Here is a 26,839-nt window from a genome sequence, read left to right as displayed (position 1 = left end):
GGGCACTCCCGAAAACATTTTTTACGCAACCTGACTTCCGCAGGCAGAAGTCATTTTGAAATTACTCGAGTGACTTCAAGGGCCAATTTAGGGTGTTCGGAGTCGTTTTCATTTCTGAAGGTCTGATCTGGGCACAGCTCACGCTGCGGCATTGAGATTGAGGCGCTTGATCTGCTCAAGACGCAGCATGTTATACACGAGATTGGTCAGTTGCAGGCAGGCCACGTTGCGCTTCATGCCGATGCACCTTTGATAGAGAGCTTTCATGCTCCCGCTCATCTGCGCAAACACATGCTCCACTCGTGACCGGGTGCGCGACTTTTCGCGGTTGCTGGCTTTTTGCTCGTCAGTGAGCGGATGGCCCCGCGTACCCTTTTGATTCGCTGCGCTCACCCTTCGGGCAGCCTGCGGCTGTCTATCTCCGCTGCGCTCCGGTTCATTGATCTGTGGTTCGACGTTCTTGGTGGCCAGCGCGGCCTCGATCGGCGCTCCCGAGTAGGCGCAGCCGAACGGAGTGAGACAGATGCGACGTAGGAGCACCCGCAGGGCGAGCGGGAAGGGTGGCGGGAGCGAGTCAATCGGCATACACGACGCGATCTCCCTCTTCGATGAGTTCTTCCAACACTTGGCTGTCATGCACGCTCGCGGCGGTGATGACGGCTTTGAGGATGTGCTTGTCCTTCACATCGACTTTCACATGGTCTTTGTAGCCATAGTGCGTCTCGTTGTTCTTCTTCGTCCAACGTGCAGGCTGTTGCGTTGCTTGGGCACTTCGGCAAAACTGGCATCGACCGTCACGCCTTCCTTTGCCAGAGCCAGCCCGTGTACCTTTTGCAGATGCGCGAGGAAGGTGTCAAACAAGCTTTCGAAGGTCTTTGTTGCGATGAGCAGTTCGCGAAAGTCGCAGATGGTTTGATTCGCTGCGCTCACCCCTGCGGGGCAGCCTGCGGCTGTCTATCTCCGCTGCGCTTCGGTTGACCATCGGGCACTGCGTCTGCTGGGGTCAGACCTAGGAAGGCGCGGAAACTGTTGCGGTCAGTGATCTGAAAGCTCGTAGCGTCATCGGCCAGGCCGTGGAGGCGCTGCAACACGAGCACCTTGAACATGAGCATGGGATGAAAGCGTGGCCTGCCGCCAGGACCTTTGGGCTCACTGGTGAGAGCACTCATAATGAGCGGATCGAAGACCTCCCATTGAACGAGCTTGCCTACTCGCATCAAGGGCGTCTCGAAGGCTGCCACATCAAGGTTTTGAACGAACTCATCGAAGAGACCAGGATTGCCAAAAGGAATAAAACTTGCCACGCCTTTCCTTGCCGCAACTCATCGCGCGACGCCACTCTTTGATCGGGTTTGGTGCAGATTTTGAGTTTCCAGGAGTGCCCTTCAGATGCTGGGTGAAGAACTCGGTGCTGGCCGCTACACAGGTATCAAAGGCTTTTTGTTGGCCGAGGAAGGCATGTGGGGCCTGCGGGATGAGGGTGAGGCCGGTGGGGATGCCGAGCTTTGCCAGATCCGCGCGTGCATCCACGGCGTGGGTGCTGGCATCATCGAGCGCACCACTCATGAAGAGAATGGGCGGATCGCTTTTATCCAAATGATGCCGCGGTGAGGCGAGCGCATAGGTCTGCGGGATCGCCGCCTGTGAATCACCAAGGAAGGTGCGGTAAAAAGGATCATCCGGCTTGCCACTGAGCTCGCCGATGCGCGGACTCTCGAGGTCACTCTGCGCCCCCATGGCGATACCGGCCTGCACGGCGCTAGAGGTGTCTGCGTGGCGGCCGTCGCCTTCGAGAGTCTGCACGCCGCTGCTAGTGGTCAGTAGCGCCGCGAGGTGGCCGCCTGCGGAGAGTCCAGTGACACCGATGGCAGACGGATTGATGCCATATTTCGCAGCATTGGCGCGGAGGAAGCGCACAGCGGCCTTGCAGTCTTGGATAGCGGCGGGGAATTTCGCCTCACCACTGAGGCGGTAGCTGATGGTGGCGACCACGAAGCCCTTCGCGGCGAGAGCCTGCGCCAGATTGGCCATCACCGAGCGCTCGCCTTTGAACCAACCGCCGCCATGGATGCAGATGATGGCTGGCAGCGGCTGCGAGGGGGCTGACCGTGGTCGCCACAGATCGAGCTGCATCTCCCGCTGCCCATAGCGGGCAAAAACCACGCCTGGATGCGCTTCGAGCGCGGCGGTGATTTCTGGTGCGAGCTTGGTCGGTGCCGGTTTTGGCTGCTGCGGCTGCTGTGCCGCCAAGGTGAGCGTGAGAAGCGGGAGGAGGATGAGTGAGCGCATGGAGGTGGGATGGTTGAGCGGAATCGGATGCGTATCCATTTTCACCAGCGAAGGTGTGGCGTGATTCCAGTGGAGAATGGACGATGGCATCACTTCCCGAAGAGCCACAGTGCCAGCACCAGCGTCCAGGCGATGTTGAAGACCTGGCCACCGAGGAAGGCGAGAGCGGGGCGGCCGCCGCCGAGCTTGAAGAGCTCTCCGAGGCGAGTCTCCAGGCCGATGCAGACGAAGGCAGCGGCGAACCAGATTTCGCGGATGGCTTTGAGCGGCTTACTGACTGCTGCGGCGGTCTCGGCAGGCACGAGGTAGGAGAAAATGACGGAGGCGAGGACGAAGCCGATGACGAATTTCGGAAAGCGCTCCCAGATCACTGCGGCGGAGACTTTTTGACCTCCCGCTGCACTGCCGCGCATGCTCCACCACACACTCAAGACAAAGGCTGCCACGCCGATGAGCACATTCTGGCTGAGTTTGACGATCACGCCGATTTTGGTGGCATCCTTGCCCACTTGCTCGGTGGCTGCGGCCACGCTGCCGCTGGTGTCCAGCGTGCCACCGAGCCATGCTCCGCCGACGGCTTCACTGAGGCCCATTTGTTTGATCACGATGGGCATCACGATCATCATCGGCACGGCGCAGAGCAGGACGATGGAGGTGACGTAGCTGAGCTTCTTGCGATCACCCTGGATGGCCCCACAGGCGGCGATGGCGGCGGACACGCCGCAGATCGACACGGCGGTGGAGAGCATCACGGCGAACTCGTCATCCACCTTCAGCTTCCGGGCGATGAAGAAGCAGGCATACCAGACGACCGGAATGACCAGCGCCCCCTGGATCAGGCCAGGTGTGCCCGCTTTGAGCATCTCTGGGAGCAGGATGGTGGCTCCGAGCAGGACGATGCCCACTTTGATGAAAAACTCTGTCCGCACGGCTGCACGCAGCCACTCTGGCACTGGCAGTGTATGGCTCCAAATCAGGCCCAAACCGAGCGCAAAGACGACGTATTCGAGCCCCCATTGCCTTACACTGGAAAGGGCCGCGATCTCCTGCGCTCCCCAGGCCAGCGCCAAGACAACGATGGAGCCGAGGATTACCTCCTTGCCCAAAAAGAGGGCCGAGAGCACGATGAAGAGCGCAAACATCATCCACAGCACCGGCACCCAGCCAGAGGCCACTGCGACCAGGATCGGTAGTGCGGCAAAAACGGCCTTCCAGTCCTCCGTTTTCCACCACGGCGCAGTGGAAGGTGTGGGCGAGGGATAGGCGGATGGGGCGGCGGCAGGATTCGGTGAGTCGGACATGGAAAGAGGCAAACGCTGTGACTTGCTGAAGTTTTGTCACGGAATGCGTGTGATCTTCATTCGCAGGAACTGCTTTGTGGCGCTGGTTTTGGGGTCCACATGCCGCCAGACTTGAGTTTCGGTGCCAGTGGAAAAATCGGGCGTGGTGCTGACGAGGATGGCATTGGTCCAGGAGGTGAGGCTGGTGCTGGATTCGGCCTGGTAGCTCACATCATCCCGGCCGATGGGCTTTGTGAGGATGAGGGTCATGTAATCCTGGCTGGAAACGCTGGCGATGCCGGTCGTTAGGCCACTGGTGCTGTGGACGCCGGGGTGGGTGCCGAGGGCGTATTCGAGCAGGTCTTGGAGGCCGTCGTTGTCTTTGTCGCCGAGGCCGGTGAGGTCGAGGATGGCATTGGCATTGAGCCAAGAGGCGATGCGGGTGGCCTCCTCAGTGCCGGGTGCGCCGCCATTGCTGGTGCTGGCACGCCAGTTGGTGCCGGTGCCGTGGGCGGGATTGGTTTCTGGCCGCAGGAGGACGAGGCAGGGACCGGTGCCGTTCGCGGCGGTGGGCCAGGCACCGCTGACGCCATAGGTGAAGTCTTTGATCGTGGCACCGAGGTTGTCGATGAAGAGCAGTCTCTCGCCGCTGTTGCTCAAACCACCGCTGTATTGACCTGCGATAGTCACGGCGGGGAATGCGGCGGCAAAGGCGGTCTGGTTTTCGACGATGACGCAGCGTGCGCCAGCAGGCAGGATGTAGTTCGCGGGGAAGGTGTAGGTGATGCCGAGGGTGAAGCGGCAGTTCGTCAAAACACTGTCCTGCGTGCCGATGTTCATGATCTCCATGAACTCGCCGGTGGTGACGCCCGTGGCTGGGCGGTAGTGGATTTTCGAGATGACGGTGTTCGACGCGGTGGCGGGCACGGCTAGGAGATAGACGTTCTCGATGAGACCGCTCCACTCACCGGTGCCGCTGTCAAAGATGCGTGCTTTCAGCGTGGTGGAGGCATTGAGCGTGAGATTGAGCGGTGAGGCACCCGTAAGGGCGCTGCTGCTGACACCGCCGCCGATGAGGCGCGGGTCGCTACCATCGAGCGTGTAGTAAATCGTGCCGCCGGTGTTTGGATTGGTGATGCTGAGGTTGTGCGGCGCGGTGACGAGGCCACCTGCGACGCCGCTGACCACTGGATCGGCCACGAGGGTGAAAAGCGGCTTCGCGCCGTTGTCGGTGTAGCCTTTGAGCTGCTCGATAACGGTCAAGTTGCGTGCTTGCGATGGCCAGATGGTTTGCCCGGCCACATTTGGGCCGCTGGTGTTGATGAAATTATACACGCCAGCCTTGCCGGTGTTCAGCCAAGTGGTCTTGGTGAGCGTGTTGCTACCCCAGCGGGCCGCCTCAGCATGGATGATGGGATCGATCTGCGCCGCGAGCGCATCTGCACGGGCGATGGCGGCGGCCTGTGTGAGTGCGCCGGTGCCAGTGAGATGCTTGTGCGCACGGTCGCTGAATCGCTGGCGATATTCCGGGGCGAAGCACAGGAACTCATGCAGGTAGTGCGGATTGAATTTATTCCACGTCTCTCGCGTGCGGTATTGGCTGGTGGTCCAGGTCTGGCCCCAGTTGTTGCCAGTGGCGGTGGGATCGCCCCAGGGGCCGACGCGGTTGTAGCCTTGATTGCCGGTTCCCATGCCATGCTCGTGATCGTGGAGGAAGAACATCCAACCGCCGAGCGAGCCATCCCGCTTGCGGATGGCGAACCAGTTGTTGGATGCGTTGCTCAAAAAAGTGCTCATCGGCGCATCGAAGCTGCCATCGAAGAAGGTAGCGAGCTGGGAGTCGATGAGGTTGTTCGGGTTCAAATGCACGGGATAGGCCGGATTGCGTGTGCCATCGGGATTGAGACCCTGCATTTGGAAGTAGATGGCGTTCCGCGTTGCATCATCCGCCGCGTTTTTCAAAGCGAGGCAGAGGTCAAAGAGCTGCCGCCAGGAGAGTTCGTTGCCATCGGTCGTCTCGGTGTTGTAGCCCTGGCTGCCGCCGCCGCTTTTCACGGTGTCGTAGTCGATGTCATCGCCGCCGAATTGATTCGCGGCGTAGTCGGCCTCGGTCTTCTCCTGCCAGTTGAAGATGCCCCAGTAGATTCCGTTGATGTAGAGATGGAAGAAGCCATGGCGGGAGTAGGGCTGCCCCATGTCACGCTGGGTGAGGCGGGCGAATTCCTCACGCATGAGGGCGTTGTTGCCACTGTTGCCGCTGCTCCAAGAGTTGTTCTGCTCACAGCGCATGTCGATCTGGTCGAAACGGGTCACGCTGCCTTCATTGCCAAAGATCGGATAAATGAAATCACCAGCATACAAACTGCGGAAGTAGAGGTGGAAGGCATGTTTGGGGTTGCTGGTGCTGCGGCTGGCATTTCCACGGATGCGGACGCCGCAGTCCTTCTGCGTGGTGGTGGTTCCATTGGGCTCGATGATCTCCAAGGAGGCCTCACGCTCCCAAAAACGCCCGCGGCGGCCCGGGTTCGAGTAAATGCCGGTGCTCACGCCATGGAAGTCATCCGGGCTCATGTTCAGCATCACGGTGGGAGCGGCGGAGAGGGCGTTTTTCAGCGCGGTGGCATCGCCGCCGCCATTCGTCACCGCGGTCATGTTCATGCCGTAGCGATACACTTGGCCGTTCACGGGATACTGCGGCCAGCCCTTTGACACGGTGTTCGCGGTGCTCTGCGTGATCACATCATCGAGGAAGACATACGAGTGCGTCACTGGCTCCGTCGGCTTCCATCCGGCGAGGAAGGCATTCGCCCGCACCACCGTCGTTGCCGTGACAGAAATCGGGCCACTGTAGATCGTGCCGCGTGCCCAGCCCGGCTCGCTGCCATCCGTGGTGTAGCGGATCGTCGCACCTGCGGTTGTGGTGCTGAGCGTGAGTGATTGCGCGGTGGTGTAGCGGCCGCGCGGCACGCTGAAGGCCACGGGCTGCACAAAGCCGAGATACGTCGCCGCGTTCGGCGCCGCAGGCGTGGGCACCTCCATGTGGCCCGTTGCTGGTACCGCGCCGCTGCTGCCGTAGCTCATGCCGCTGGTCAGCGCGGGGAAGGGATTGAATTCCGTCAGCGTGATGAAACCGCCCGCGCCATTGCTTTTCGTCAGAGCGAGGTAACCGCCGCCACCGGGCAGCGTGAAGCTCGTGTGCAGGTTCGCCGCCGGATTCACGCGATTTTTGCCGCTGGCATAAACGACGAGGTATTCGTTCGGAGCGAGCACCTTGGATGGAAAGGCCCACAGGCTCGGAGTGCCGGCCACATTCGTCAAAAAGTGCCCGGCGAGATCGATCGAGGCATTGCTGCTGTTCCACACCTCGATCCAGTCCTGCGTGGCACCGTCCTCATCGGCCAGGGTGGAGCCATTCGCGACGATTTCGCTCATCACGAGGCCGCCGCGCACCACCGGAGCCGCCGGAGCAGCAGTGGAGAGCTGCTGCCACGTCTGATTCGGCCGCACCCAGCTCACCTCCACGCTCGCACCGCCGCTGACATCATAATAGACGAGCTGAAAGCTCACCGTCGGCTTCGTCAGCACGATGCGGCCGCTGGAGGTGGCGGGGAAGTGCGTGGCGTCATCCACGATCACATCCACGCCGTCGATGCGCAGGCGGCAGCCGTCGTCGCTGTTCACCATGAAGGTGTATTCGCCCGGTGTGTTCACCACCAGCGTGCCGGTGATCTCCACGGCAAAGTTATCACCACCGCCGCCGGGGAAGGCCACATTGCCACTCGTGAAGTCACCATCCGCGCCGTCGGCGAAATTGATGATCGTGTAAGGGCCGCCATTCGTCGTGGTGCCCGCGTTTTGACCGCCCAGCAGGCTCAGCGCACTCTGCAGATAGCCCTGCCCGCTGAAAGGAAACGCCACCGTGCTGCTCACCCGTCGTGCGGTGAAGCCCGCACTGCTCACACCGACCGGCGTGGGGATCGTCGTGACCACATTCGCCGTGCTCGTGCCATACACATTCACCGCGCTGAGCGTGTAGGTCGTGCTCAGCAGCGGCACCACGATGGCGCTGCCGCTCGCTGGCACGCTGCCGATGTTTTGATTGAGGCTCTGCGAGTCACTGCCCGTCACGCTCCAGCTCAACGTCGTCTCCTTGCCATACATCGGCGATAGCTCGCTCGCTGTGAAGCTGCTGATCACTGGCGCAGCGCCGGTGGTGATGGACACATTCGCCGGCGTGCTGCCCGCCGCGTTCGTGGCGGTCAAAGTGTAGGTCGTGCTGCTCGCGGGGTTCACCACGCGGCTCGTGGTGCCGGTGACATTGATGTTTCCAGGGTTCAAGGTGAGCGACGCGGCCCCCTGCGTGCTCCAGCTCAGTGTCACGGCTCCGTTTGGCAGCACCGTCGTATCACTCGCGGTGAAGGAGGGGATCACCGGTGGCGAGTTCACATAGACAGTGACGCTGCGGGTGACCACATCGAGGCCCGTCGTCGCCGTGATCGTGTAAGTCGTCGTCACCGCTGGCGCTGCCAGCACCAGCGATCCGCTTTGCGCCACCGCGCCGATGCCCTGATCGATGCTCAGCGTCGTCGTCGGCTCCGCCACGCTCCACGCGAGTGTGAAGCTCGCGGGCGAGCCCGAATGCACAAACACCGATGGTCCGGCATTCGCGGTCAAAGTCGGCACCGTGTCGCTGTCCCGCACGATTTCGAGCCCGCCCGCCGCCACATTGCCGATGAGCTGAAAAGCGCCGTCAAAGGTCGTCTTGCTTCCCGGAGCCGCAAAAACCTCAATCGATGATCCGCCGCCGCCTTCCCAGTAGCTGAACTCCAGATCATACTCGCCCGCCGCCAGATTCACCACACCGAAGGTATTGCTATCGCCCGAGCTGTTTGGATACACCAGCGTGTCGCTCATGTTCGCCGGGTCCGCATTGCCCCCGCCCAGCCGTGTCGAGCCCGTGAAACGCTGCCCCACCACCCGCAGACGAGCACCATCGTCACCACGAAAACCAAACGTGTAATTCCCCGCCGTCGGGATCTTCACGCTGCACCGTGCAAAGATCAGGATGTTGTCATCCGCGCCCGGAGTGTTCGTCGCAAAGTCACCCTCGCTGTCAAAGTAGCCCAGATTCCCCGGTGCCTCATCATCCGTGAAATTGATCACCGGAGCCCAGTAGTCCACTTTCGTGCCGCCGGGCGTCGTCGCATACGCTTTCAGGATGCGGTCCACATTCACCAGCGAGCCGTAGGCCATGCCGGGATACGCTTTGATCTCGCGAATGCCCCACATGCCCGTGGTGCCGCGATAGCCGCCCGTCGTCGCCGGAGCGAAGTAACTATTCACCGCCGGGACGCTCGCCGGACTCACCCCATTCGCCAAAGCGAGAACCTGATCCCCCTTCAGCGCGGTATTATAGACCACCACATCATCCAGACGGCCTTTGAAATCGTTCGCAGCATCCGTCGTCGTGCCGTGGTTGCCGATGAGCAGATCCGCGACCTTCAGCGTGTTCGTCACGCTCGTCCGCGTGGTATCCGGGATGCCGTTGATGTAGATGCGCTGCCCGTTCGACGCCGTCGTGTCGTAAGTGACCGCGAAGTGATACCACACATTCGTCACCAGCGCCGCAGAGCCGCCATTCAGATCATTTCCATCAAAGCCGAAGTGCGTGTTGGCGCTGTTCACATTCAGCCCCGCATGCAGTGTGCCCGCGCCGGTGCCCGCATTGCCAAAAATCGTGCTGTAGCCCTGCCCGCCGCCCAGCGAGGTGAACATCACCCATGCACACATCGTGAATGAGGTGTTCGTCCCGCCCGCATTGCGCAGCCCCAGCGCCTGATTCGAATTCCCCGGCAGCGAAGAAGCCTCCAGCGCCAGACTTTGCCCGCTCGTGAACACGATCGCCCCATTCGCCGCGCCATTCCGATCCGTCGCATACGTCGGCGTGAAGCCCGCCGAAGGCGTCACCGCTGTCACAAGTCCCGCGCCGGAGCTGTCCGTGAGGTTTCCATCAAACTGCAGCCGCACCCGCGGCGTCTGGGCCTGAACAGCCATGCTAAGCACGAAAAAGAGCGGGATGAAATGGCGTCTGGGCATGAATCTAGGCTGTGGGCTGGTTGAAGAAGCGGGCTAAACCCCGGAATCGGGGAGGTGTTGCAGTTCTGGCGGTTTTCCTGCCGGGCTGCGTTTTGTCATGAATCGCCCCCTGATGACAATAAAAAACTTGGCGGTCATTTCCGCCGTGCAAAAGCAGTGTCCCCTCGTATAAAGTGACCGAAACATGTCCAAAAACCTCAGCGCCCTCTCCTTCCGCAAAGGCATCGAAAAAAACGTCTTCGAACGTATGGTCGATGCTGCCGAAAAACACGGCACCGCCGAAAAACACGACCTCGTCCGCCAGATGGGGCAGGATCACCTCTTTGGCGATGCCATCACGCTCGGCGCGGTGTCCTTCTACGACTTCATGAAGAAGGAAAATGAGGGCAAGAAGGTCTTCGTCTGCAACGGCAGCGCCTGCTTGTGCGCGGGGACGCAGGAAAAGCTCCACCACACGCTGGAGGGCCATTTTGCCAAGGAGGAGATCGGCCACATCTGCTGCCTCGGCCGCTGCCATGAGGGCGCGGCGCTGCAATACGGCGGGAAGAACTACTCCGGCCAGTCCGACGCCGCTTTGAGCGAACTTTTCAAAACAGGGCAGGGGGACTCGGAGGACCGCTACGCCGTCGTCTCGCACCACCAGCCCGCGATCTTGACCGCAAAATTTGAAGGCATCGAAGACTACTACGCTCCCTTTAAGAAGCTGATCACCGAAGGCAATCGCGACGCCCTGGCCGCCGAATTGAAGGACAGCGGCCTGCGTGGACGCGGTGGCGCGGGTTTCCCGCTTTCCATCAAATGGGCTGGCTGCCGTGCTGCTGAGGGCGCAGTGAAATACGTCGTCTGCAATGCCGACGAAGGCGATCCCGGTGCCTACATTGACAAATACCTCATGGAAAAGCAGCCGCACAGCGTCCTGCTCGGTATGATGGTCGCCGGATGGTTCGCCGGTGCCGAGACCGGCGTGCTCTACATCCGCGCCGAATACCCCGACAGCGTCACCATCGTGAATCAAGCCATCGCGGATCTGCATGCTGCGGGGTTGCTCGGTCAGAACATCCTCGGCACGGGCTTCAACTTCGTGCTGAAGACCATCAAAGGCGCCGGAGCCTACATCTGCGGTGAGGAAACCGCCCTGCTCGCCAGCATCGAAGGCCTGCGCCCCGAGGTCCGCACGCGCCCGCCTTTCCCGGTGAACGAGGGCCTCTACCGCAAGCCCACCATCGTCAACAACGTCGAAACTTTCGCCAACCTCCGTGCCATCCTCACGCTCGGTGGCAAAGGCTACACTCAAATCGGCACGCCGCAGTCCACCGGCCCGAAACTCCTCTCGCTCGACAGCCATTTCGTGAAGCCCGGCATCTACGAGGTCGCCATGGGCACCCCGCTGCAAACCGTCATCGACCTCGCCGGTGGCTTCAAAACCAAGGTGAAAGCCATCCAGATCGGCGGCCCGCTCGGCGGCATCGTCCCCATGAGCCACATCGCCCAGCTCACCGTCGATTTCGAGAGCTTCAGGAAAGCCGGCTTCCTCCTCGGCCACGCCGGTGTCGTCAGCATCCCCGATAGCCTGCCGATGATCGAGTACATCCAGCACCTCTTCCAATTCACCGCCGACGAGAGCTGCGGCAAATGCTTCCCCTGCCGCCTCGGCAGCACCCGTGGCAAAGAGTTGATCGCCAAAGCCCGTGGCGACAGCAGCTACAAGATCGACCGCGAACTCATCACCGACCTGCTCGACACGATGGAGCAGACGTCGCTCTGTGCGCTGGGCGGTGGCGTGCCGCTACCGATCAAGAATGCCATCCAGCATTTCGAGGCGGAGCTGAAGCCTTACTTTCAGAGCTGATACACTGATCACTGTTGCCACATAATATGAGGATTAGATCATGGCTCCCCTTGTTTTGGCTGGTGGTTCTCACCAGTTGCGAAACAACCCAGGAAGAACATGGGCTAACTCCGACACTTCGGCGACTCGGGGCGGACTTGCCTTTGCGCAGCAAGGAATTTATTTCCGAATGCAAACTGGAGTCCATAAGCTCAACACGTTTTCACCAGGGCCTCAGAGGAGGTTGGGGAGGTGTAACTGAAATCTGGAAGCTGCCTGATGGGGCGCAAGTTGTGGCTAGATTCAGTTTTTACTCTCGCGGTTGGAGGATGGTTACGCCAATGGAGTCTGCATCGACTATTCACTGTGACAAATTGCCTTTTGGAGCAGCCGAACCGCCATCCCGAACGAAATGGTATAACGGCATTTCTTTTCTAGACTCGAAGGGCCGGATTCAATACCGATCTGAGAAACTACCGCTTAGTAATCCATGAACGCCACCCCTTTGCTTAGAGCGGTCTTGCAAGCCATGCAAAAGCATGGGCTTGAGGCCATTCTCATCGGCAATGCGGGCGATTCGGACTGACATGTGGACCTATCCCTTCCCGAGACGCCCCAAAACCTCCGCAAGCTGAAGACCCTTGTCAAAGAGTGCGGCCTGCTGCTTCGGCAGCCGATTCAGGCGGCACCGTATTCGTTTCGGCTGGCACCCGATGAGGTTCCAGCGCCCCATTCGCGTTCGTTGTATGCTTCGCTTCATCATGATTTGTGAATTCATGAGATGAAGATGGGAATCTAAACCGCTGATATGACGCTAATATGACGCTGATATTTGGTTTGGGATTAGCGTCGGGTCAGCGTCGAATGAGCGGTTAAAAAAATCACAAAACCTCACGACGCGAAGCATAATAATTCAAGTTATTCGGGAGACATGCATGCAACTCCATGGGGCCTGGATGGGCGGAGCGTCTGCGGTTTCAAAAAGCGCCGACCTCCTGCAAGGAGATGGCTCGGAGGCGTGGATTCCCATGAGGAACTGGCAGGTCGGAAGGTCGGGAACGGGAATTCCTATTGGGTGGTGGCGACTCGCTGCGGTGTGAGTGACTGGACGAATCAGGAAGTGACAGGTCGGAGGCTGGCAGGTGTCATTTCCCATCAGGAAATGGCGTCTCGGAGGCTCGGGTGTGTCAGCACCCATCAGGTTGCGGCATGGTCAGGGTGGCAGAGTACGGATTCCCATCAGGAAGTGACAGGTCGGTGACTGGCAGGTGTCATTTACCATCAGGAAATGGCATTTCGGCGGCACGGAGGTGTCAGGACCTATCAGGTGACGGCATGGTCAGAGAGGAAGATACGGATTCCCATCAGGAAGTGACAGGTCGGAGACGGGGATGTGCCGATTCCCGTCAGGAAATGGCGTCTCGGCGGCGCAGGGGTGTCAGACCCCATCAGGTGGCGGCATGGTCACGGAGGCAGAGTCTCAATTCCCATCAGGAAATGGCAGGCCGGAGGCTGGGAGGTGCCGATTCCCATCAGGAAATGGCGTCTCGGAGCACCAAGGTGGCCTATCCAAACCAGGTGGCGGCATGGTCGAGGCCTGCCAGTGGCGGTGTCCACCAGGCAAAACCGCTCTGGGGACTGCTCGGTGTCTTCACCTACTGAAAACGCATGATTTTTCTTCTCCAAAGGCTACCTGCGGAGGAATCTTCGTCATATCTTCTTTTGAACCATGGTCGCCGCCACTGACAGCACCGTCATCGCTGCCTCGCTCCGCGAGAAGGCGGAGCCTGTCATCGCAGAGGCCACGCGTCGGCTGGTGGAGGAGTTTCATCCTGCACAAGTCTGGCTCTTTGGCTCCTACGCCTGGGGGGAGCCGACGGAGGACAGTGATCTGGATTTGGTGGTGGTGATTCCATCCAGCCAGGAGCGTAACTTGGAGAGAGTGCGCCAAGCAAATCGTACGCTGCGTGGACTCGGCTTGCCAAAGGATGTGATGGTGCACACTCGTTCTGAGTTCGAAACATACCAGGACGTGGTATCCTCCCTGACCTACAAAATCATGCATGAGGGGAGGCTGCTCTATGGATAAAAAGAAGCGCAAGTACGCAAAGTTGCCATGGATCGAAAATCTCAGGGTGATTTGTGCCTTTGTGCCTTTGCTTGGAGGTTTCTTGGTGCCTCCATTCTCTCAAAAGGCGATGACGCATGGGGTGCTTGCCTTTTTGGCACTCACCTTTGGCGCTAGTTGCTCAGGAGTATCTAAATCACAGATGGCTCATGAATTACAGCCATTAATTGCGTCGCTAGGAGGAGACGGAATCGAGCGTGAAAAACTCATTTCAGTATGCGGACTAGAAGGTGTGGAGTCCACGGTTTATCCTCCAGGTGCTGTTGAGCCGTGTTCAGGGAATCGATACACAGGCATTTCGGAAGTATGGCTGCTAAAGGATGGCTTCAAACTGGTTGGAATTCACTATTTCCCCAAACCTCGCCCCGAACAGTATAAGTCCATTGATGAGTGGCTTGCTAAAAAGCCAATGCCAGCCCCGCCCAATTTCAGTCATGTTCAGTTGCTCAATCCTGATGGACTCATCGTCAGAATTAGCCAACTTCTGTAAGTTTAAGTCTATCCTCCCATCCCCCATGGTCCAAGATCTCTCTACCCTCACCGCATTCATCGACGGCGAACCGCTCCGCTTCGAGTCCGGCGAAACGCTGCTCAACTTCATCGACCGCCACAAAGGTCGCGGCTTTGTGCCGACGCTGTGTGATGCGCCACAGCTCGAACCGTATGGTGCTTGCCGTGTTTGTAGCGTGGAGGTGGCTTTGCAGGCCGATGGGCCGCGCCGCGTGGTGGCGAGCTGTCACACGCCTTTGGCGGCGGGCATGCATGTGTTCACGGAGTCGCCAAAAGTGCGGAAGCTGCGCAAAAACATCGTCGAGCTGGTGCTCACGGACCATCCGCTGGACTGCCTGACCTGCGAGGTGAGCGGAAACTGCGAACTCCAGACCGTGGCGGCGAAGGTGGGCATTCGTGGCGTGCGTTATCCGGCGGGTGCGAACCATCTGGATCGTGCGAAGGACCATTCGCATCCTTACATGACTTCCGAACTCGCGAAGTGCATCAACTGCTCCCGCTGTGTGCGTGCCTGCGATGAAATCCAGGGCCAGCATGTGCTTTCCATGCACGGTCGCGGCTTCAACGCGAAGATCATCAAGGGCCTCGACCAGTCCTTCGCGGACTCGGAGTGCGTGAGTTGCGGTGCTTGTGCGCAGGCTTGTCCGACTTCGGCCATCAGTGACGTGTTTTTCTCCAAATCCATCGAGGCGACGAAGAAGACCCGCACGATCTGCACTTACTGCGGCGTCGGTTGCAATCTCAACGTGTCCACGAAGGGCGATCAGGTGCTCAGCATCCAGGCTCCCGTCGATGCGGAGGTGAATCATGCGCACACCTGCCTGAAGGGCCGCTTTGCCTTCAAGTTCTACAATCACAAGGACCGCCTGCGCAAGCCGCTCATCCGTCAGAGCGATGGCAGCTTCAAAGAAAGCACCTGGGACGAGGCCTACGATCACATCGTGACGAACCTCACCCGCATCAAAAACGAGCACGGTGGCAATGCGGTCGCCGGCATCTCCTCCGCACGCTGCACGAACGAGGAAAACTACCTCATGCAGAAGTTCATCCGCCATGTGATGGGCACGAACAACATCGACTGCTGCGCCCGCGTCTGCCATTCGCCGACCGCCTGGGGCATGCAGAAGTCCTTTGGCACCGGCGCGGCCACGAACAGCTACGAGGACATCGAGCACACCCGTTGCATCATGGTCATCGGCGCAAATCCCACCGAGGGACATCCCGTCACTGGCGCACGCCTGAAGCAGCACATCATGAAGGGCACGCCGCTCATCGTGATCGACCCGCGCAAGATCGAGCTCGTGCCGTATGCCAAGCATCACCTGCAGCTCCGCCCCGGCACGAATGTCGCGCTGCTCAATATGTTCGCCCGCTGCATCCTTGATGCTGGTTTGGTGAAAACCGAGTTCGTCCGCAAACGCTGCGAAAACTGGGAGGAGTTCGAAACCGGCCTCAAAGCACTCGATTTGGCCGAACTGGAAAAAATCACCGGCGTGCCGCTCGAAACCGTCCGCGCTGCCGCCATCGAATACGCCAGCGCGGAGGCTGCCATGAGCTTCCACGGCCTCGGTGTCACCGAACACGAGCAAGGAGCCAAAACGGTCATGCTCATCTCTAATTTGGCGATGATGACCGGGAACATCGGTCGCCCCGGCGTCGGTGTGAACCCGCTGCGTGGTCAAAACAACGTTCAAGGCGCGGCCGACATGGGCTGCCAGCCGCATCAAGGCGCAGGCTACTTTGAGATGAATGATCTCGACGTGCAGAAGCGCTACAGCGAATTCTACGGCACGCCCACGCCGACCGAACCCGGCTGGAAGATCCCGCAGATGTTTGATGCCGCCATCGAAGGCAAATTGAAGGCCCTCTGGCTCATGGGCGAAGACGTCGTGCAGACCGATCCCGATGCGCATCACGTCCGTCACGCCATGGAAAGCCTGGAGTTCCTCGTCGTGCAGGAGATTTTCATGACCGAGACGGCCAAATACGCCAGCGTCATCCTCCCCGCGTCCTCCTTCCTCGAAAAGAGCGGCACCTTCACCAATGCCGAGCGCCGTGTGCAGCGCGTGAACGCCGCCGTGAAGCCGCTGGAAGGCACCAAGCCCGACGGCCAGATCATGTGCGAAGTCCTGCAGCGCTTCGGCTTCCCGCAGGCCGATTACACGCCAGATGGCGTGCTCGCCGAGGTCGCCAGCATCGTGCCCTTCTTCAAAGGCATCACCTGGGCCAATCTCGACATCAACGGCAAGCAATGGCCCGTCAAAGAAGGCGGCGTGGACACCCAGATCATGCACCAAGAGCAGTTCACGCGCGTGGCAAAGGCCACTTCCATTACTTCGACTGGAAGGAGTCCACCGAGCTGAAGACCAACGGGGCCGAGTTCCCCTTCATCCTCACCACCGGCCGCATCCTGGAGCACTACAACTGCGGCACCATGACCCGCCGCACCGGGAATAGCGAGATCGTCGTGCAGGACTACCTCTCCCTCAATCCCGCCGACGCCCAGCGCAAATCCATCCGCACAGGCGACCGCGTCCGCCTCAGCAGCGCCCGCGGTGAAGTCGAGCTCGAAGCCCGCGTCACCGATGAAGTGAAGCCCGGCATCCTCTACACCACCTTCCACTTCCCCGAAGCCATGGTGAACAACGTCACCGGCCAAGGCTGCGACGCCGACACCATGTGCCCCGAATACAAAGTCATCGCGGCGGATGTGGAGTTTGTAAGCGCTGGCAAGCCGAAGAAGAAGCGGATGCAGGAGATGGGGTGAGACCACATGATACCTGTATCCAGCGCCCCAATAAGGCGTGCAATTTGAAACCTCCTCCTATGTTGCCACGCTTATGAAGACCATCTGCCACCTCTTTCTTGCACTACTGCTAGCCTTCGCACCCCCGCTCTGTGCGGAGCAAGGCGGGCAGAGCCAGCAGCTCATCGCGCCAGACCAAGTGCCCGAGGGATTGGCGAAGTCCGACTGGTCCAGCATCCGCGCGGCGTATGAGGCGGGCCGTCATGCCTTCATGCCTTTGAGGGCGGGTGGCAAGCGAGGAATCCGGGCCAGCAGTGGACGACGCGGTTCGATGGACGCGGCTTTTTGGCCACGCCGAGAGATGGAGGCTGGACCTGGGGACTGGAGCTGAAAAGCTACGGTCGTGGCACCCGGCAGGCCCAGGTCTCCGGCAAGCCCACCGTGAAGGCCGAGGGCCAGCGCCTGAGCTACCAGTGGGATGCCGACGTGCAGGAGTGGTGGGTCAATGACCCGCGCGGCTTGGAGCATGGCTACGTGATCCACTCCCGCCCGGAGGGAGATCCCGCCGAGGAACTGACCTTCCTGCTGGGCACCCGCGGCAGCCTGCGCCCGAAAGTCAGCGCTGATGCCAAGGGCGTTGAGTTCTGCGATGCCGCAGGCACCACCGTGCTGAACTACACCGGCCTGAAGGTCTGGGATGCGGACGGCAAAGTGCTCACCTCCCGTTTTGAGGCTGCGGGGGAGAAAAGCGTACGATTGCTCGTCGAGGAGCGCGGCGCGCGCTACCCGCTTACCATTGACCCCATCGCCCAGCAGGCGTATCTAAAGCCCGCCGCCGTCGGCAGCACACAAGCGGGGGACCGGTTCGGCTACTCGGTGGCCGTCGCGGGCGACACGGTGGTCGTCGGGGCATGGGGAGAGGACAGCAGCACGATGGGGGTGCAAGCCGGAGCGGGCACGCCCAATGAGAACGCCGCCGATGCCGGAGCGGCCTATATCTTCGTGCGCAGCGCTGGGGTGTGGACGCAGCAGGCGTACCTGAAACCCGCTGCCGTCGGCACCACGCAGGCGTTTGACAAATTCGGCTACTCGGTGGCCGTCGCGGGCGACACGGTGGTCGTCGGGGCATGGGGAGAGGACAGCAGCACGACGGGGGTGAACAGCACGCACGATGAGAGCGCCGGCGGTGCCGGAGCGGCCTATATCTTCGTGCGCAGCGCCGGGGTATGGACGCAGCAGGCCTATCTGAAGCCCGCCGCCGTCGGCACCACGCAGGCGGGGGACCTGTTTGGTAGCTCGGTGGCCGTCGCGGGCGACACGGTGGTCGTCGGGGCATGGGGAGAGGACAGTAGCACGACGGGGGTGCAAGCCGGAGCGGGCACGGCCAATGAGAGCGCCGCCAATGCCGGAGCAGCCTATATCTTCGTGCGCAGCGCCGGGGTGTGGACGCAGCAGGCGTATCTGAAGCCCGCCGCCGTCGGCACCACGCAGGCGGTGGACCAGTTCGGCCGCTCGGTGGCCGTGGTTGGCGACACAGTGGTCGTCGGAGCCTCCGGGGAGGACAGCAGCACTCTGGGGGTGCAAGCCGGAGCGGGCACGCCCAATGAGAGCGCGGGTAGTTCTGGAGCGGCCTACGTCTTTGTGCGTAGCGCCGGGGTGTGGACGCAGCAGGCGTATCTGAAGCCCGCCGCCGTCGGCACCACGCAGGTTAATGACAATTTCGGCAGCTCAGTTGCAGTCGCGGGCGACACGGTGGTGGTCGGTGCACCCACGGAGTACAGCAGCACGACGGGGGCGCAAGCCGGAGCGGGCACGCCCAATGAGAGCGCGAGCGCTGCCGGGGCGGCCTACGTCTTCGTGCGCAGCGCCGGGGTATGGACGCAGCAGGCCTATCTGAAGCCCGCCGCCGTCGGCACCACGCAGGCGGGGGACCAGTTCGGCACCTCGGTGGCCGTCGCAGGGGACACGGTGGTCGTCGGGGCCAACAGGGAGGACAGCAGCATAATGGGAGTGCAAGCCGGAGCGGGCACGCCCAATGAGAGCGCGAGCGCTGCCGGGGCGGCCTACGTCTTCGTGCGCAGCGCAGGGGTGTGGACGCAGCAGGCGTATCTGAAGCCCGCCGCCGTCGGTACCACTCAGGCGGATGACAATTTCGGCAGCGCGGTGGCCGTGGCGGGTGACACGGTGGTCGTCGGGGCCATCGAGGAGGACAGCAGCACGACAGGGGCGCAAGCCGGTGCCGGCACGCCCAATGACATCCTCGGCGCGATCAGCGACTCCGGCGCGGCCTATATTTTCACGGGCTTTGCCCCCATGCCAGAGATCGCCGTGGAACAGCCGTTAAACACGAATATCGCCGATGGTGGAAGCAAGTCCTTTGGCACGGTCGTCGTCGGGGCGAACACGAGCCTCACCTTCACGATCAAGAACGTCGGCACCACGAATCTTATCGGGCTAGCAATCACCAAAGATGGTGCGGACGCGAGTCAGTTCACAGTGACCTCTTTCCCAGCGGCTACCGTCAGTGGTCCGAGCGGTAGCACGACCTTCACGGTGAAGTTTGCCCCAACCAGTGCCGGGACGAAGACTGCGGCCCTTCACATCGCCAACAACGACAGCGATGAGAACCCTTTTGACATCACGCTCACGGGATCAGGCTATTACCCGGGCCTGCCTACGGCTGGGCTGTTGATCACCGGCCCGACGATCTGCGCGGCGGACTCATCCGTCCAGTTCCAAGCGTGGGCGCAATCTGGAGCATCAAGTGTGGATGTGACATCACTGGCGACCTGGAGTGCCACAGGTGCGGCGCTCAGTTACGACGGCCTAGGAAAAGTGGTGGTCTATGGCAATCGGCTGACAGCAGGTGCCTTTGTGCCGAACGGAGAAAAGATTCTGGTCACGGCCAGCTATACTGGGAGTAGCGGACGGATCACCTCTGCGCCGCATGAAGTGGTGACGGGCGACGGCAACACGCTGGGCGTGACTCTCGTCAATGTGAAGGGACTCTATCAGCGTCCAGAGGCAGGTGGCTATGTGTGGCGGGTTAACGCGAGTAGCTCTGTGGCGGCTGCAACGGGTGTGACCTACCAGTGGTATCTGGATGATGTGCTGCAAACTGGAAGTGCCAGCAGTTTTGACAAAGAGGTGCCTGGAAGGGGCGGAAGCGTGAAATTGAAGCTGGTGGTTACGGATTCACTCAACCGCACCGGGACGGTTACAAGGTTGGTAACGCTGCAAGTGCCAGCTCTCAATGAGCCGGGACAGAAGTATCCAGCCAGTCAGCCAGCGGGTGCAACCTTTGTGAACAGCCAGGGACAGCTTTTCCAGTTTGATGCCACTCGAATACCGCATGGTCTGATCGTCCTGACACATGGCCTGACAGACAATCCAAATGCGCCGTGGATACGCGAACTTGCCAATGCCATTGCTAGTCGTCTGCATGATGAAGGCAAGCCAGTGCCGAACATTGTCATTTTTGGTTGGGAGTATGGGGCGAATCCATTTCTCAAAGACCTTGGCTCAACAGACACGAGCTTAGTGGCTCAAGCACTCAAAACGAATGCTACAATACTCGCCGGATTACCTGGAGTGGGAGAGTTCATTTACAATCTGAAAGCCATCAAGCCTGATGCAAAAGGCTATGGCATCACTCTGGCAAACTGGGTGAAGGCTGAGTCCGCCCCTGGTGTTGACCACATTGATGTGACGAAACCCATCCACTTCATCGGGCATAGTGCCGGAGGTTTTGTCACTAGCGATGCTGCCAACTTGTTGAAACGGTGGAATGTGGCAACTGTCTCTCAGGTGACGATGTTGGACACACCGATCCCAGACAGAGCTGTTTTCACGAGCCTGATGAATCCGACTGTAATGGAGAGATATGTCAGCACTTTGGCAGGCGCGGCTGCGCCTGACCTCGGCGAGCTGCCTGCAATTTTGAGCAGCCGTCTTGCATTGCTCATCGACCCCAATGCGATCACTCAAACATCCAATTCACTGCCTCAGGGGACGTACTACCGGCGGTATGTTTTGTCGAACTTCTATTCCGATCCTATTGCGGGGGCGAATGTGTTTAGCGTGGCTGCTCACAACTACTCACGAGAGTGGTATATCAATTCGGCTTACGGAGTAACGGCGGAAGGCGGAGGCTTTGCTCTATCGCCCTTTATGACCGTGCAAGCCCCCGCACCAGCGAACCAGGCATTCGCGATGATGAGCGAGGCCGCTGATACTCCGCTAACATCAGCCGCTCTGGACGGGTTCAGCACCTTTGGTAGCGTCACGGGCAGTGGATCGCCCTATATCGTGACTGAGGACACCAATGCGGGCATCCAGCAGACGCTGACACTGCCAGTGGGCGCGGACGCCTTGCAATTCCGCTACCAGTTCACTACAGCGGGAGACGGCGACTTCATCGCTGTCTATTTTGGTGACAACCCTCCCTTGTTCATCGGCCCGGATGTCGTGGCAGCACGCACGGCACCACTGGAGGTGAATGTACCTTTGCAGGGATACGAAGGGCAAACCGGCACCCTCGTCATCAAGCTGGTGAGCCAGGGACTGACGAACGCCGTGGCGCAGATCGACCAGATCACGCTGAGCACGACTGACGATCCCGATCATGATGGCATGACAATCACGCAAGAACAGACGCTCGGCACGGATTTCCTGCTCTACGACACTGACAGCGACGGCATCGGCGACTGGGAAGAGGTGAACACGACGCTGACGAATCCGCTGCTGGCCGATTCGGATGCCGACGGTATGAGCGATGCCCAGGAAATCATCGCGGGCACTGGCGGCATGGATGCGGCGTCCGTCTTCCGCGCCACAGGCACAGCGCGGGATATCAACGGGGCGATGACGGTCACTTGGGCGGCGAAAGTCCGGAAGACCTACCGCGTACAGCGCTCCGACACGCCTGCCTTCATCAACTACACCGTGGTGGGAAGTAGCATTTCCGGCGTGGAACCGACGACAAGCTTCACCGACAGCACCGTGCCAGGCGACATTCCCCGAGCTTTTTACCGAGTGGAGGTGGAGTGATGTTTCTTTCGGCACGTCAGCTTTCGGACGTGAAAAACCTCCTCGCCACCGGCTGCGACATGGATTGCCTCCGCGCAAGGTCAGCGAAGTTGAACCTGATAGATATGCTAACACGGGTTTCTCCGTGAAAGACACTGAGCCAGAAATCAAAGTAGCTCAGGCTTACTGCTGCTGGAGTCGGGTTTGTCGTCTGTTCTGGCTGGTTCCCGCTTTGTTGATGCTGCTTGGAATTCTTTTGGCGGGAGGTTTGTTTCTGCGTTCGGACATCTACTCTTTCCGGCCTCGTTTGCCCAAGATCATGAAACTCGTCGAGGAGCAGCGGGCGGGAACGCCGGTCATTCCGCCCTTTTTGGCCCGTTGTATCGAGCATGAGGCTGGAGATGACTTTCACATCACTCGAGTGTTGCTGGGCAATTTTGGCCTGAATGAGACCACTTCACTGAGATGGCGTGTGAGACAGATTTTGTGGCGGATCTCATTGAAATGGCACCTCAGCGTCCAGGACCGGCAGTTGCTGTACTTTCGCTACATGGCCGACCTTGAAGGTCACATGGGAATCCAGCATTTGGCCCGCAAACTTTATCAAAAACCTCTCGAAACCCTGGATGAGCGCCAGCTTGCTTCTTTGCTGATCTTTTCGCGTTCGCCGATGCAGTTCATGCGTGATCGTGCGTTGCTGGAAAAGCTCACGGACGAAATGGTCAGCGAGCTTTTCCACTCATAAGACGGTCGGATGGTGGTTGCAGGCGGGTGATGAAGAACAACCATGTGAGGAAGCCGCAGCCATCACTCAAAGCCGTTGGCGCGGAGGAAGGTGAGGCTGGAGGGGATTTGGGCTTCGGAGGTGGGGGATTCGTCTTCGATGAAGTAGTGCTTCACGCCGACGGAGCGGGCGGCGGCGAGGATGGCGGTCCAGTCCATCTGGCCGGTGCCGAGGGTGACGTCGTTGGCGACATCGGTTTTGCCACTGAGGGAGCCGGTGGCGATGCCTTTTTTGAGGTCTTTGAGGTGCATGAGCACCCAGCGGCTACGGTGTTTTTCCAGGAGCTTCACAGGGTCTTGGCCGGGGAAGACGATCCAGAGCACGTCCATCTGACCAGAGACGAATTCGGGTTTTGTTTCGGCCATGAAGAGATCAAAGAGGGTGCCGTCGCCGTGTTTCTCAAACTCGAAGCCGTGGAAGTGGTAGAAGAAGGTGATGCCAACTTTTTTGAGGGCTTCTCCGGCCCGGTTGAAGACGGCGATGGCGTCGCGGCACTCGGCTTCATCAAAGGCGTCTTTGTGGTCGATCCAGGCGCAGCCTGCGTATTGGATGCCGAGCGCTTGGGCGTCTTTCACGACGGCGTCGAGATCGTTTTTGTAGCGTGCGTAGGGGAAGTGGCTGCTGATGGCTTTTAGCCCGCGCTGATCGAGCTGGGCGCGGAAGTCGGTGGGACTGAGATTGTAGGTGCCTGCGAGCTCGACTTCGCGAATGCCGAATTCTTTGACGCGATCGAGTGTCCAGGGCACGCCACGCAGGGTGAACTGGCTGCGCAGGCTGTAGAGCTGGAGTCCAGCGGCGTCTTTGGCGGCTTGGGCTTGGAGGAGGAGGGCGGTGCCGAGGAGTGCGAGGAGCGGGGCGAGGTATTTCATGGCGATGGGGATGGTGATGAGACGCTGAGGTGGGTCAAGGCGTGACGTAGGGCTTCGAGGCGGATTTTGCCGAGGTGGCTGCGGGGGATTGCGGGGAGGTGCTGTGGGGCGGTGGTGATTTGCTCAAAGGGCCGGAGCTGCTGATTGAGCTGGGTGAGGAGCTGGGCGGCGGCGCTGGGCGGCATGTGGGAGACGGCGAGGACGAGACGGGACTCGCGGCGTGGATCTGGGAGGTCACAGACGGCGGCGTCGCTGCTATGGAGGTGCTCATGGAGCCGTAGGGAGTCGATTTGGGCCTGGATGGTGGCTAGGGAGACGAGTTCGCCGAGGATTTTGATGGTTCCGGCCTCGCGGCTCAAAAAGTGCAAAAACCCATCTGGAGTGAGTGTGACGCGGTCTCGGGTGCAGAGGCCGTTTTCGGCTGAAATGGGCTGGAAGTGCCAGTGGGGGCTTTTTTCGATGAGGTAGCCTTTGGCGAGTGCGGGGCCGCGTAGGGTCAAAATGGAGTCGGAGTCGGTGTGGAGCTGCCAGATGGGTAGGATGGCCATTTCGGTGCCGCTGAGTGTCTGGGTGGCGACTTGGGAGGCGGTTTCGGTCATGCCGTAGGTTTTGAGCACGGGCCATCCGAGGCGGCGTGCGGCAGCTTCGATGTCGGGGCTGAGAGCACCGCCACCGACGAGTACGGCCCGTAGTGCTGGTGGTGCGGGGAGCTGTGCTGCGACGAGGTCATAGACCTGCGCGGGGACGAGGGAGGTGTGGGTGATGTGTTTTTGTGCTGCGAGGTGATGGGCATCCCATTTGCCAGTGAGCTGGGTGACGCGGGAGCCGCTTTCCTGGGCACGGACGAGGATGCTGAAGCCGCCGACGTGATGCAGCGGCAGCGTGAGGAGCCAGTGATCCGCGGCGGTGACTTGGAGGTGTGCATTGACCGCGCGGGCACTGATGCGGAGTGTGTCGCGGGTGTGCACGACCCATTTGGGCTGCCCTTCGCTGCCGCTGGTCTGGAAGTAGCATTCGTCCGCTGCATGGCCTGCGTAGCCGGGTGGGGGCGCGGCGTGCTGCCAGAGGGTGTCGTCGAGCGTTAGCGGATGCGTTTCCATGGCAGTTTTTCAAGGAGGTCGCCAAAGCCGAGTCCACCGCCAGTGGTATCGGGCTGGAGCTGGCCGCCGGGGCTGTGGAGTCGCTCAAAGAAGGCATCTGGCGCAAAGAGATGCTGGGTGCAGAGGCCGGTGTGATGCAGGTCGTGTCCGGTGACTGCGGCGAGGGCGGACTGGTAGGCGGCGAACATCTGACCGAATGCGTGATCCATGGCGCTGGTCATGAGGAGGCGTTTTTGCGGATGGAGCTGGGCCACGCTGCGCCAGTCGCGGCGTGCGGGCTTGATGACGACGGTGTGGAAGCCGTGGGTGCCGTTTATCCAGTTTTTGTCGAGAGCGAGATGGATGCGGTGGCGCTGCTGCACGGCCTCCCAAGCATCTGCGTCGTAAGGGAAGGGGTCTTCGATGAAGTCGAGTGCGTCGAGGACCTGCGGCGAGAGGCTGGTGAGGAATTGATCGAACTGAGTGGCGGTGAGCACGCCATTGAAATCCACGCGGAGTCGGATGCCGTGTGGTGCGAGGTGCTGTGCCGCCTGATTGAGGAAGTGGGCCGTCTCTGCGTGGTCGATGTGGCCTTTGGCTTTGATGGCGGGCCATTGCTGCGTGATGACGGTGTGGAGCTGGGGCTCGGTCTCTGCGGCGAAGCTCCATGAATAGTGGCTGCGTGGGATGTGTAGGCCGTGGAAGAGGCTGAGGCCTGCACGGCGTGCGGCACCATCGATCTCGGCGCAGTGGAGTGCCATGTCGGTGATGGGGGTGGTGATTCCGCTGGCGAGGAGGCTTAGCTGCTCGCTGAGGGGTGAGTCGCCGAATTCTGGCCAGGGATGGATGCAGCCGTAACCGTCACCACTGCGGATGAGTGCTCCCGCGAATTCACGTCGCTGGGAGGCTGCATTGATAGCTCCGCCACTGCGGAGGAGGTATTCGTGGGCGTAGAGTGGCGTGGCGGGCATGGCGGGCAGAGATTCCCGGCACATGCGGCTGGATTCAAGCGCCAGTGTGCTCCGTTTTCACTCAGGAGAGGATGTAGTCACGCATATCTTATAGCTGATGGCGGCTCCACCACGCTGCTCATCATTGCCATGCAGGGTGTGTTAAAGGCTTTTTCGATTCTTTTGATACCTGTAGCGGAGATTTTTTCTTTGGCAGCTGTCAGACCACGCTGCATGCCGAGGCCGTGATCGCCATCACCAAGATTGCGATCTGCTTCGGAGAGCATGGCCTCTGCTTAATCCCTGAAACATATTGTAGGCAGGCCTGCTTCCATGATATGCTATAGTGAAAAACATGACGCACTACATCTTCGATTTTGTTTTCCTGCTGGTTTGGGTCGATCATGGGTTTGCAGTCGATGCCAAATTCAATCCTGATCCCAGCACATGGGAAAGCGTTCATCGGCCAAAAAAGAACGCACTAGACTTGGAAGACATGTTTTTGGCCCGTGCGAATCAATCGGATCATGATTGGACTGTAGAATCGGTCAACGGGAAGGTTGTAGCTCGTTTGAGGACTCAGTTGCTTGAGAAGAAAAGAGTAGCTCCACCATTTAACACACGGGTGAAACTCGACCAGACCGAAGCGGAGGCTTTCCGTATGTCGAAGGTCGGGGACGGTTGGATTGTGGCTTACAACCAAGGGGAATGGGGGGGCGCAGTCTTCTGGTTTAACGGGGATGGCAGTAAGCGGAAGAAGCTCTCTGATCATCAGATTAATCAATTCTTAGTCGAGGGAGATCGATTATTTGCGATTGAGGGGCTGGCTCATCTGGGTGGCTCCCGCGGTTCAATGATCGAAATCCTCAAGGTGGGGGAAGAGTGGAAAGCAGAGGAGTTCCTTGCTCTGTCGAGCTCTCCAGAAGTGGTTGCCCGTGTTGGAGCGGGTGATTATCTCATCGTTACAACGAATTCACTATTGCGCGTCAATTTGAAGAAAGAAAAGACGACCCTTATCCCAAACACGGATTGGGGAATTCTGTATCCAAGCTCCATCGTCGTGGACGGTCATTTTGTTTATGTGGGCATGCGTCAATTCGTCGTGCGATATGACCTGAGAAGCTCAACGCCGCATTATGACTTGCTCGTGCCTGACTCGAAATGGCTGAACGTCACTAAGTAAGTTTGTAGCCACACATCGCTCCACAAAAACAATGGTTCTGGCTACTTGCGGCGAGGTGTAGGGTTGCAT

Annotated in this window: 17 protein-coding genes and 2 pseudogenes; 8 read left to right on the top strand and 11 right to left on the bottom strand. The window is 60.0% G+C overall.

Annotation, left to right across the window (positions count from 1 at the left end):
- Positions 1–138: 138 nt before the first annotated feature.
- The 7 genes and pseudogenes from IPK32_01420 to IPK32_01390 form a co-directional block, all read right to left on the bottom strand.
- Positions 139–585, bottom strand: a complete 447-nt coding sequence (locus tag IPK32_01420; GenBank protein ID MBK8090678.1) for a transposase — start codon at positions 583–585, stop codon at positions 139–141.
- Positions 575–763, bottom strand: a pseudogene (locus tag IPK32_01415) (transposase). The gene IPK32_01420 and the pseudogene IPK32_01415 overlap by 11 nt, the downstream one beginning before the upstream one ends.
- Entirely contained in the window at positions 694–930 is a 237-nt protein-coding gene (locus tag IPK32_01410; GenBank protein ID MBK8090677.1) for a hypothetical protein, read from the bottom strand. The pseudogene IPK32_01415 and the gene IPK32_01410 overlap by 70 nt, the downstream one beginning before the upstream one ends.
- A complete protein-coding gene (locus IPK32_01405; protein MBK8090676.1) occupies positions 927–1,169 on the bottom strand; it encodes a transposase in 243 nt (80 codons plus the stop codon). The genes IPK32_01410 and IPK32_01405 overlap by 4 nt, the downstream gene beginning before the upstream one ends.
- Before the next feature lie 91 nt (positions 1,170–1,260).
- Complete coding sequence (locus IPK32_01400) at positions 1,261–2,289, bottom strand: alpha/beta hydrolase (GenBank protein MBK8090675.1); 1,029 nt, start codon at positions 2,287–2,289, stop codon at positions 1,261–1,263.
- A gap of 89 nt (positions 2,290–2,378) precedes the next feature.
- Positions 2,379–3,590 (bottom strand): putative sulfate exporter family transporter, encoded by a 1,212-nt coding sequence (locus IPK32_01395; GenBank protein MBK8090674.1) that lies wholly within the window; start codon positions 3,588–3,590, stop codon positions 2,379–2,381.
- A gap of 36 nt (positions 3,591–3,626) precedes the next feature.
- Positions 3,627–9,623 (bottom strand): chitobiase/beta-hexosaminidase C-terminal domain-containing protein, encoded by a 5,997-nt coding sequence (locus IPK32_01390; protein MBK8090673.1) that lies wholly within the window; start codon positions 9,621–9,623, stop codon positions 3,627–3,629.
- A 226-nt stretch (positions 9,624–9,849) separates the two neighbouring features.
- Between IPK32_01390 and IPK32_01385 the strand changes: the two genes are divergently transcribed.
- From IPK32_01385 to IPK32_01355, 7 genes and pseudogenes are all read left to right on the top strand, one after another.
- Positions 9,850–11,514 (top strand): SLBB domain-containing protein, encoded by a 1,665-nt coding sequence (locus tag IPK32_01385; protein ID MBK8090672.1) that lies wholly within the window; start codon positions 9,850–9,852, stop codon positions 11,512–11,514.
- A 1,708-nt stretch (positions 11,515–13,222) separates the two neighbouring features.
- A complete protein-coding gene (locus tag IPK32_01380; GenBank protein MBK8090671.1) occupies positions 13,223–13,582 on the top strand; it encodes a nucleotidyltransferase domain-containing protein in 360 nt (119 codons plus the stop codon).
- Positions 13,575–14,111, top strand: a complete 537-nt coding sequence (locus IPK32_01375; GenBank protein MBK8090670.1) for a hypothetical protein — start codon at positions 13,575–13,577, stop codon at positions 14,109–14,111. The genes IPK32_01380 and IPK32_01375 overlap by 8 nt, the downstream gene beginning before the upstream one ends.
- A 25-nt stretch (positions 14,112–14,136) precedes the next feature.
- Positions 14,137–16,898 (top strand): annotated as a pseudogene (gene fdhF, locus IPK32_01370) (formate dehydrogenase subunit alpha).
- 73 nt (positions 16,899–16,971) lie between these two features.
- Entirely contained in the window at positions 16,972–17,268 is a 297-nt protein-coding gene (locus IPK32_01365) for a hypothetical protein (protein MBK8090669.1), read from the top strand.
- Entirely contained in the window at positions 17,223–21,926 is a 4,704-nt protein-coding gene (locus tag IPK32_01360; GenBank protein ID MBK8090668.1) for a choice-of-anchor D domain-containing protein, read from the top strand. The genes IPK32_01365 and IPK32_01360 overlap by 46 nt, the downstream gene beginning before the upstream one ends.
- A 124-nt stretch (positions 21,927–22,050) precedes the next feature.
- On the top strand, positions 22,051–22,650 hold the full coding sequence (locus IPK32_01355) for a transglycosylase domain-containing protein (protein ID MBK8090667.1): 600 nt from the start codon (positions 22,051–22,053) through the stop codon (positions 22,648–22,650).
- A 62-nt stretch (positions 22,651–22,712) separates the two neighbouring features.
- Here the strand turns inward: IPK32_01355 and IPK32_01350 are convergent, their stop codons facing one another.
- The 4 genes from IPK32_01350 to IPK32_01335 form a co-directional block, all read right to left on the bottom strand.
- On the bottom strand, positions 22,713–23,558 hold the full coding sequence (locus IPK32_01350) for a sugar phosphate isomerase/epimerase (protein ID MBK8090666.1): 846 nt from the start codon (positions 23,556–23,558) through the stop codon (positions 22,713–22,715).
- A complete protein-coding gene (locus tag IPK32_01345; GenBank protein MBK8090665.1) occupies positions 23,555–24,658 on the bottom strand; it encodes an AMP-binding protein in 1,104 nt (367 codons plus the stop codon). The genes IPK32_01350 and IPK32_01345 overlap by 4 nt, the downstream gene beginning before the upstream one ends.
- A complete protein-coding gene (locus tag IPK32_01340; protein MBK8090664.1) occupies positions 24,640–25,608 on the bottom strand; it encodes a hypothetical protein in 969 nt (322 codons plus the stop codon). The genes IPK32_01345 and IPK32_01340 overlap by 19 nt, the downstream gene beginning before the upstream one ends.
- 77 nt (positions 25,609–25,685) lie before the next feature.
- Positions 25,686–25,874 carry a DAK2 domain-containing protein gene (locus IPK32_01335; GenBank protein ID MBK8090663.1) on the bottom strand — a complete coding sequence of 63 codons (189 nt, stop codon included), beginning with the start codon at positions 25,872–25,874 and terminating at the stop codon, positions 25,686–25,688.
- 68 nt (positions 25,875–25,942) lie between these two features.
- Between IPK32_01335 and IPK32_01330 the strand changes: the two genes are divergently transcribed.
- A complete protein-coding gene (locus IPK32_01330) occupies positions 25,943–26,770 on the top strand; it encodes a hypothetical protein (protein MBK8090662.1) in 828 nt (275 codons plus the stop codon).
- Positions 26,771–26,839: the final 69 nt, after the last annotated feature.

It is taken from the genome of Verrucomicrobiaceae bacterium, assembly GCA_016713035.1.
GTDB lineage: Bacteria > Verrucomicrobiota > Verrucomicrobiia > Verrucomicrobiales > Verrucomicrobiaceae > Prosthecobacter.
The sequence above is the reverse complement of the archived record's forward strand: the minus strand, read 5'-3'. Positions and strand labels throughout refer to the sequence as shown.

Bases quoted from the DNA above. Each gene is read 5' to 3' on its own strand.
- IPK32_01330 (MBK8090662.1), top strand. From the start codon at position 25,943: ATGACGCACTACATCTTCGATTTTGTTTTCCTGCTGGTTTGGGTCGAT.
- IPK32_01420 (MBK8090678.1), bottom strand. From the start codon at position 585: ATGCCGATTGACTCGCTCCCGCCACCCTTCCCGCTCGCCCTGCGGGTG.
- IPK32_01405 (MBK8090676.1), bottom strand. From the start codon at position 1,169: ATGAGTGCTCTCACCAGTGAGCCCAAAGGTCCTGGCGGCAGGCCACGC.
- IPK32_01345 (MBK8090665.1), bottom strand. From the start codon at position 24,658: ATGGAAACGCATCCGCTAACGCTCGACGACACCCTCTGGCAGCACGCC.
- IPK32_01335 (MBK8090663.1), bottom strand. From the start codon at position 25,874: ATGCTCTCCGAAGCAGATCGCAATCTTGGTGATGGCGATCACGGCCTC.
- IPK32_01375 (MBK8090670.1), top strand. From the start codon at position 13,575: ATGGATAAAAAGAAGCGCAAGTACGCAAAGTTGCCATGGATCGAAAAT.
- IPK32_01395 (MBK8090674.1), bottom strand. From the start codon at position 3,590: ATGTCCGACTCACCGAATCCTGCCGCCGCCCCATCCGCCTATCCCTCG.
- IPK32_01340 (MBK8090664.1), bottom strand. From the start codon at position 25,608: ATGCCCGCCACGCCACTCTACGCCCACGAATACCTCCTCCGCAGTGGC.
- IPK32_01380 (MBK8090671.1), top strand. From the start codon at position 13,223: ATGGTCGCCGCCACTGACAGCACCGTCATCGCTGCCTCGCTCCGCGAG.
- IPK32_01400 (MBK8090675.1), bottom strand. From the start codon at position 2,289: ATGCGCTCACTCATCCTCCTCCCGCTTCTCACGCTCACCTTGGCGGCA.
- IPK32_01350 (MBK8090666.1), bottom strand. From the start codon at position 23,558: ATGAAATACCTCGCCCCGCTCCTCGCACTCCTCGGCACCGCCCTCCTC.
- IPK32_01385 (MBK8090672.1), top strand. From the start codon at position 9,850: ATGTCCAAAAACCTCAGCGCCCTCTCCTTCCGCAAAGGCATCGAAAAA.
- IPK32_01365 (MBK8090669.1), top strand. From the start codon at position 16,972: ATGAAGACCATCTGCCACCTCTTTCTTGCACTACTGCTAGCCTTCGCA.
- IPK32_01390 (MBK8090673.1), bottom strand. From the start codon at position 9,623: ATGGCTGTTCAGGCCCAGACGCCGCGGGTGCGGCTGCAGTTTGATGGA.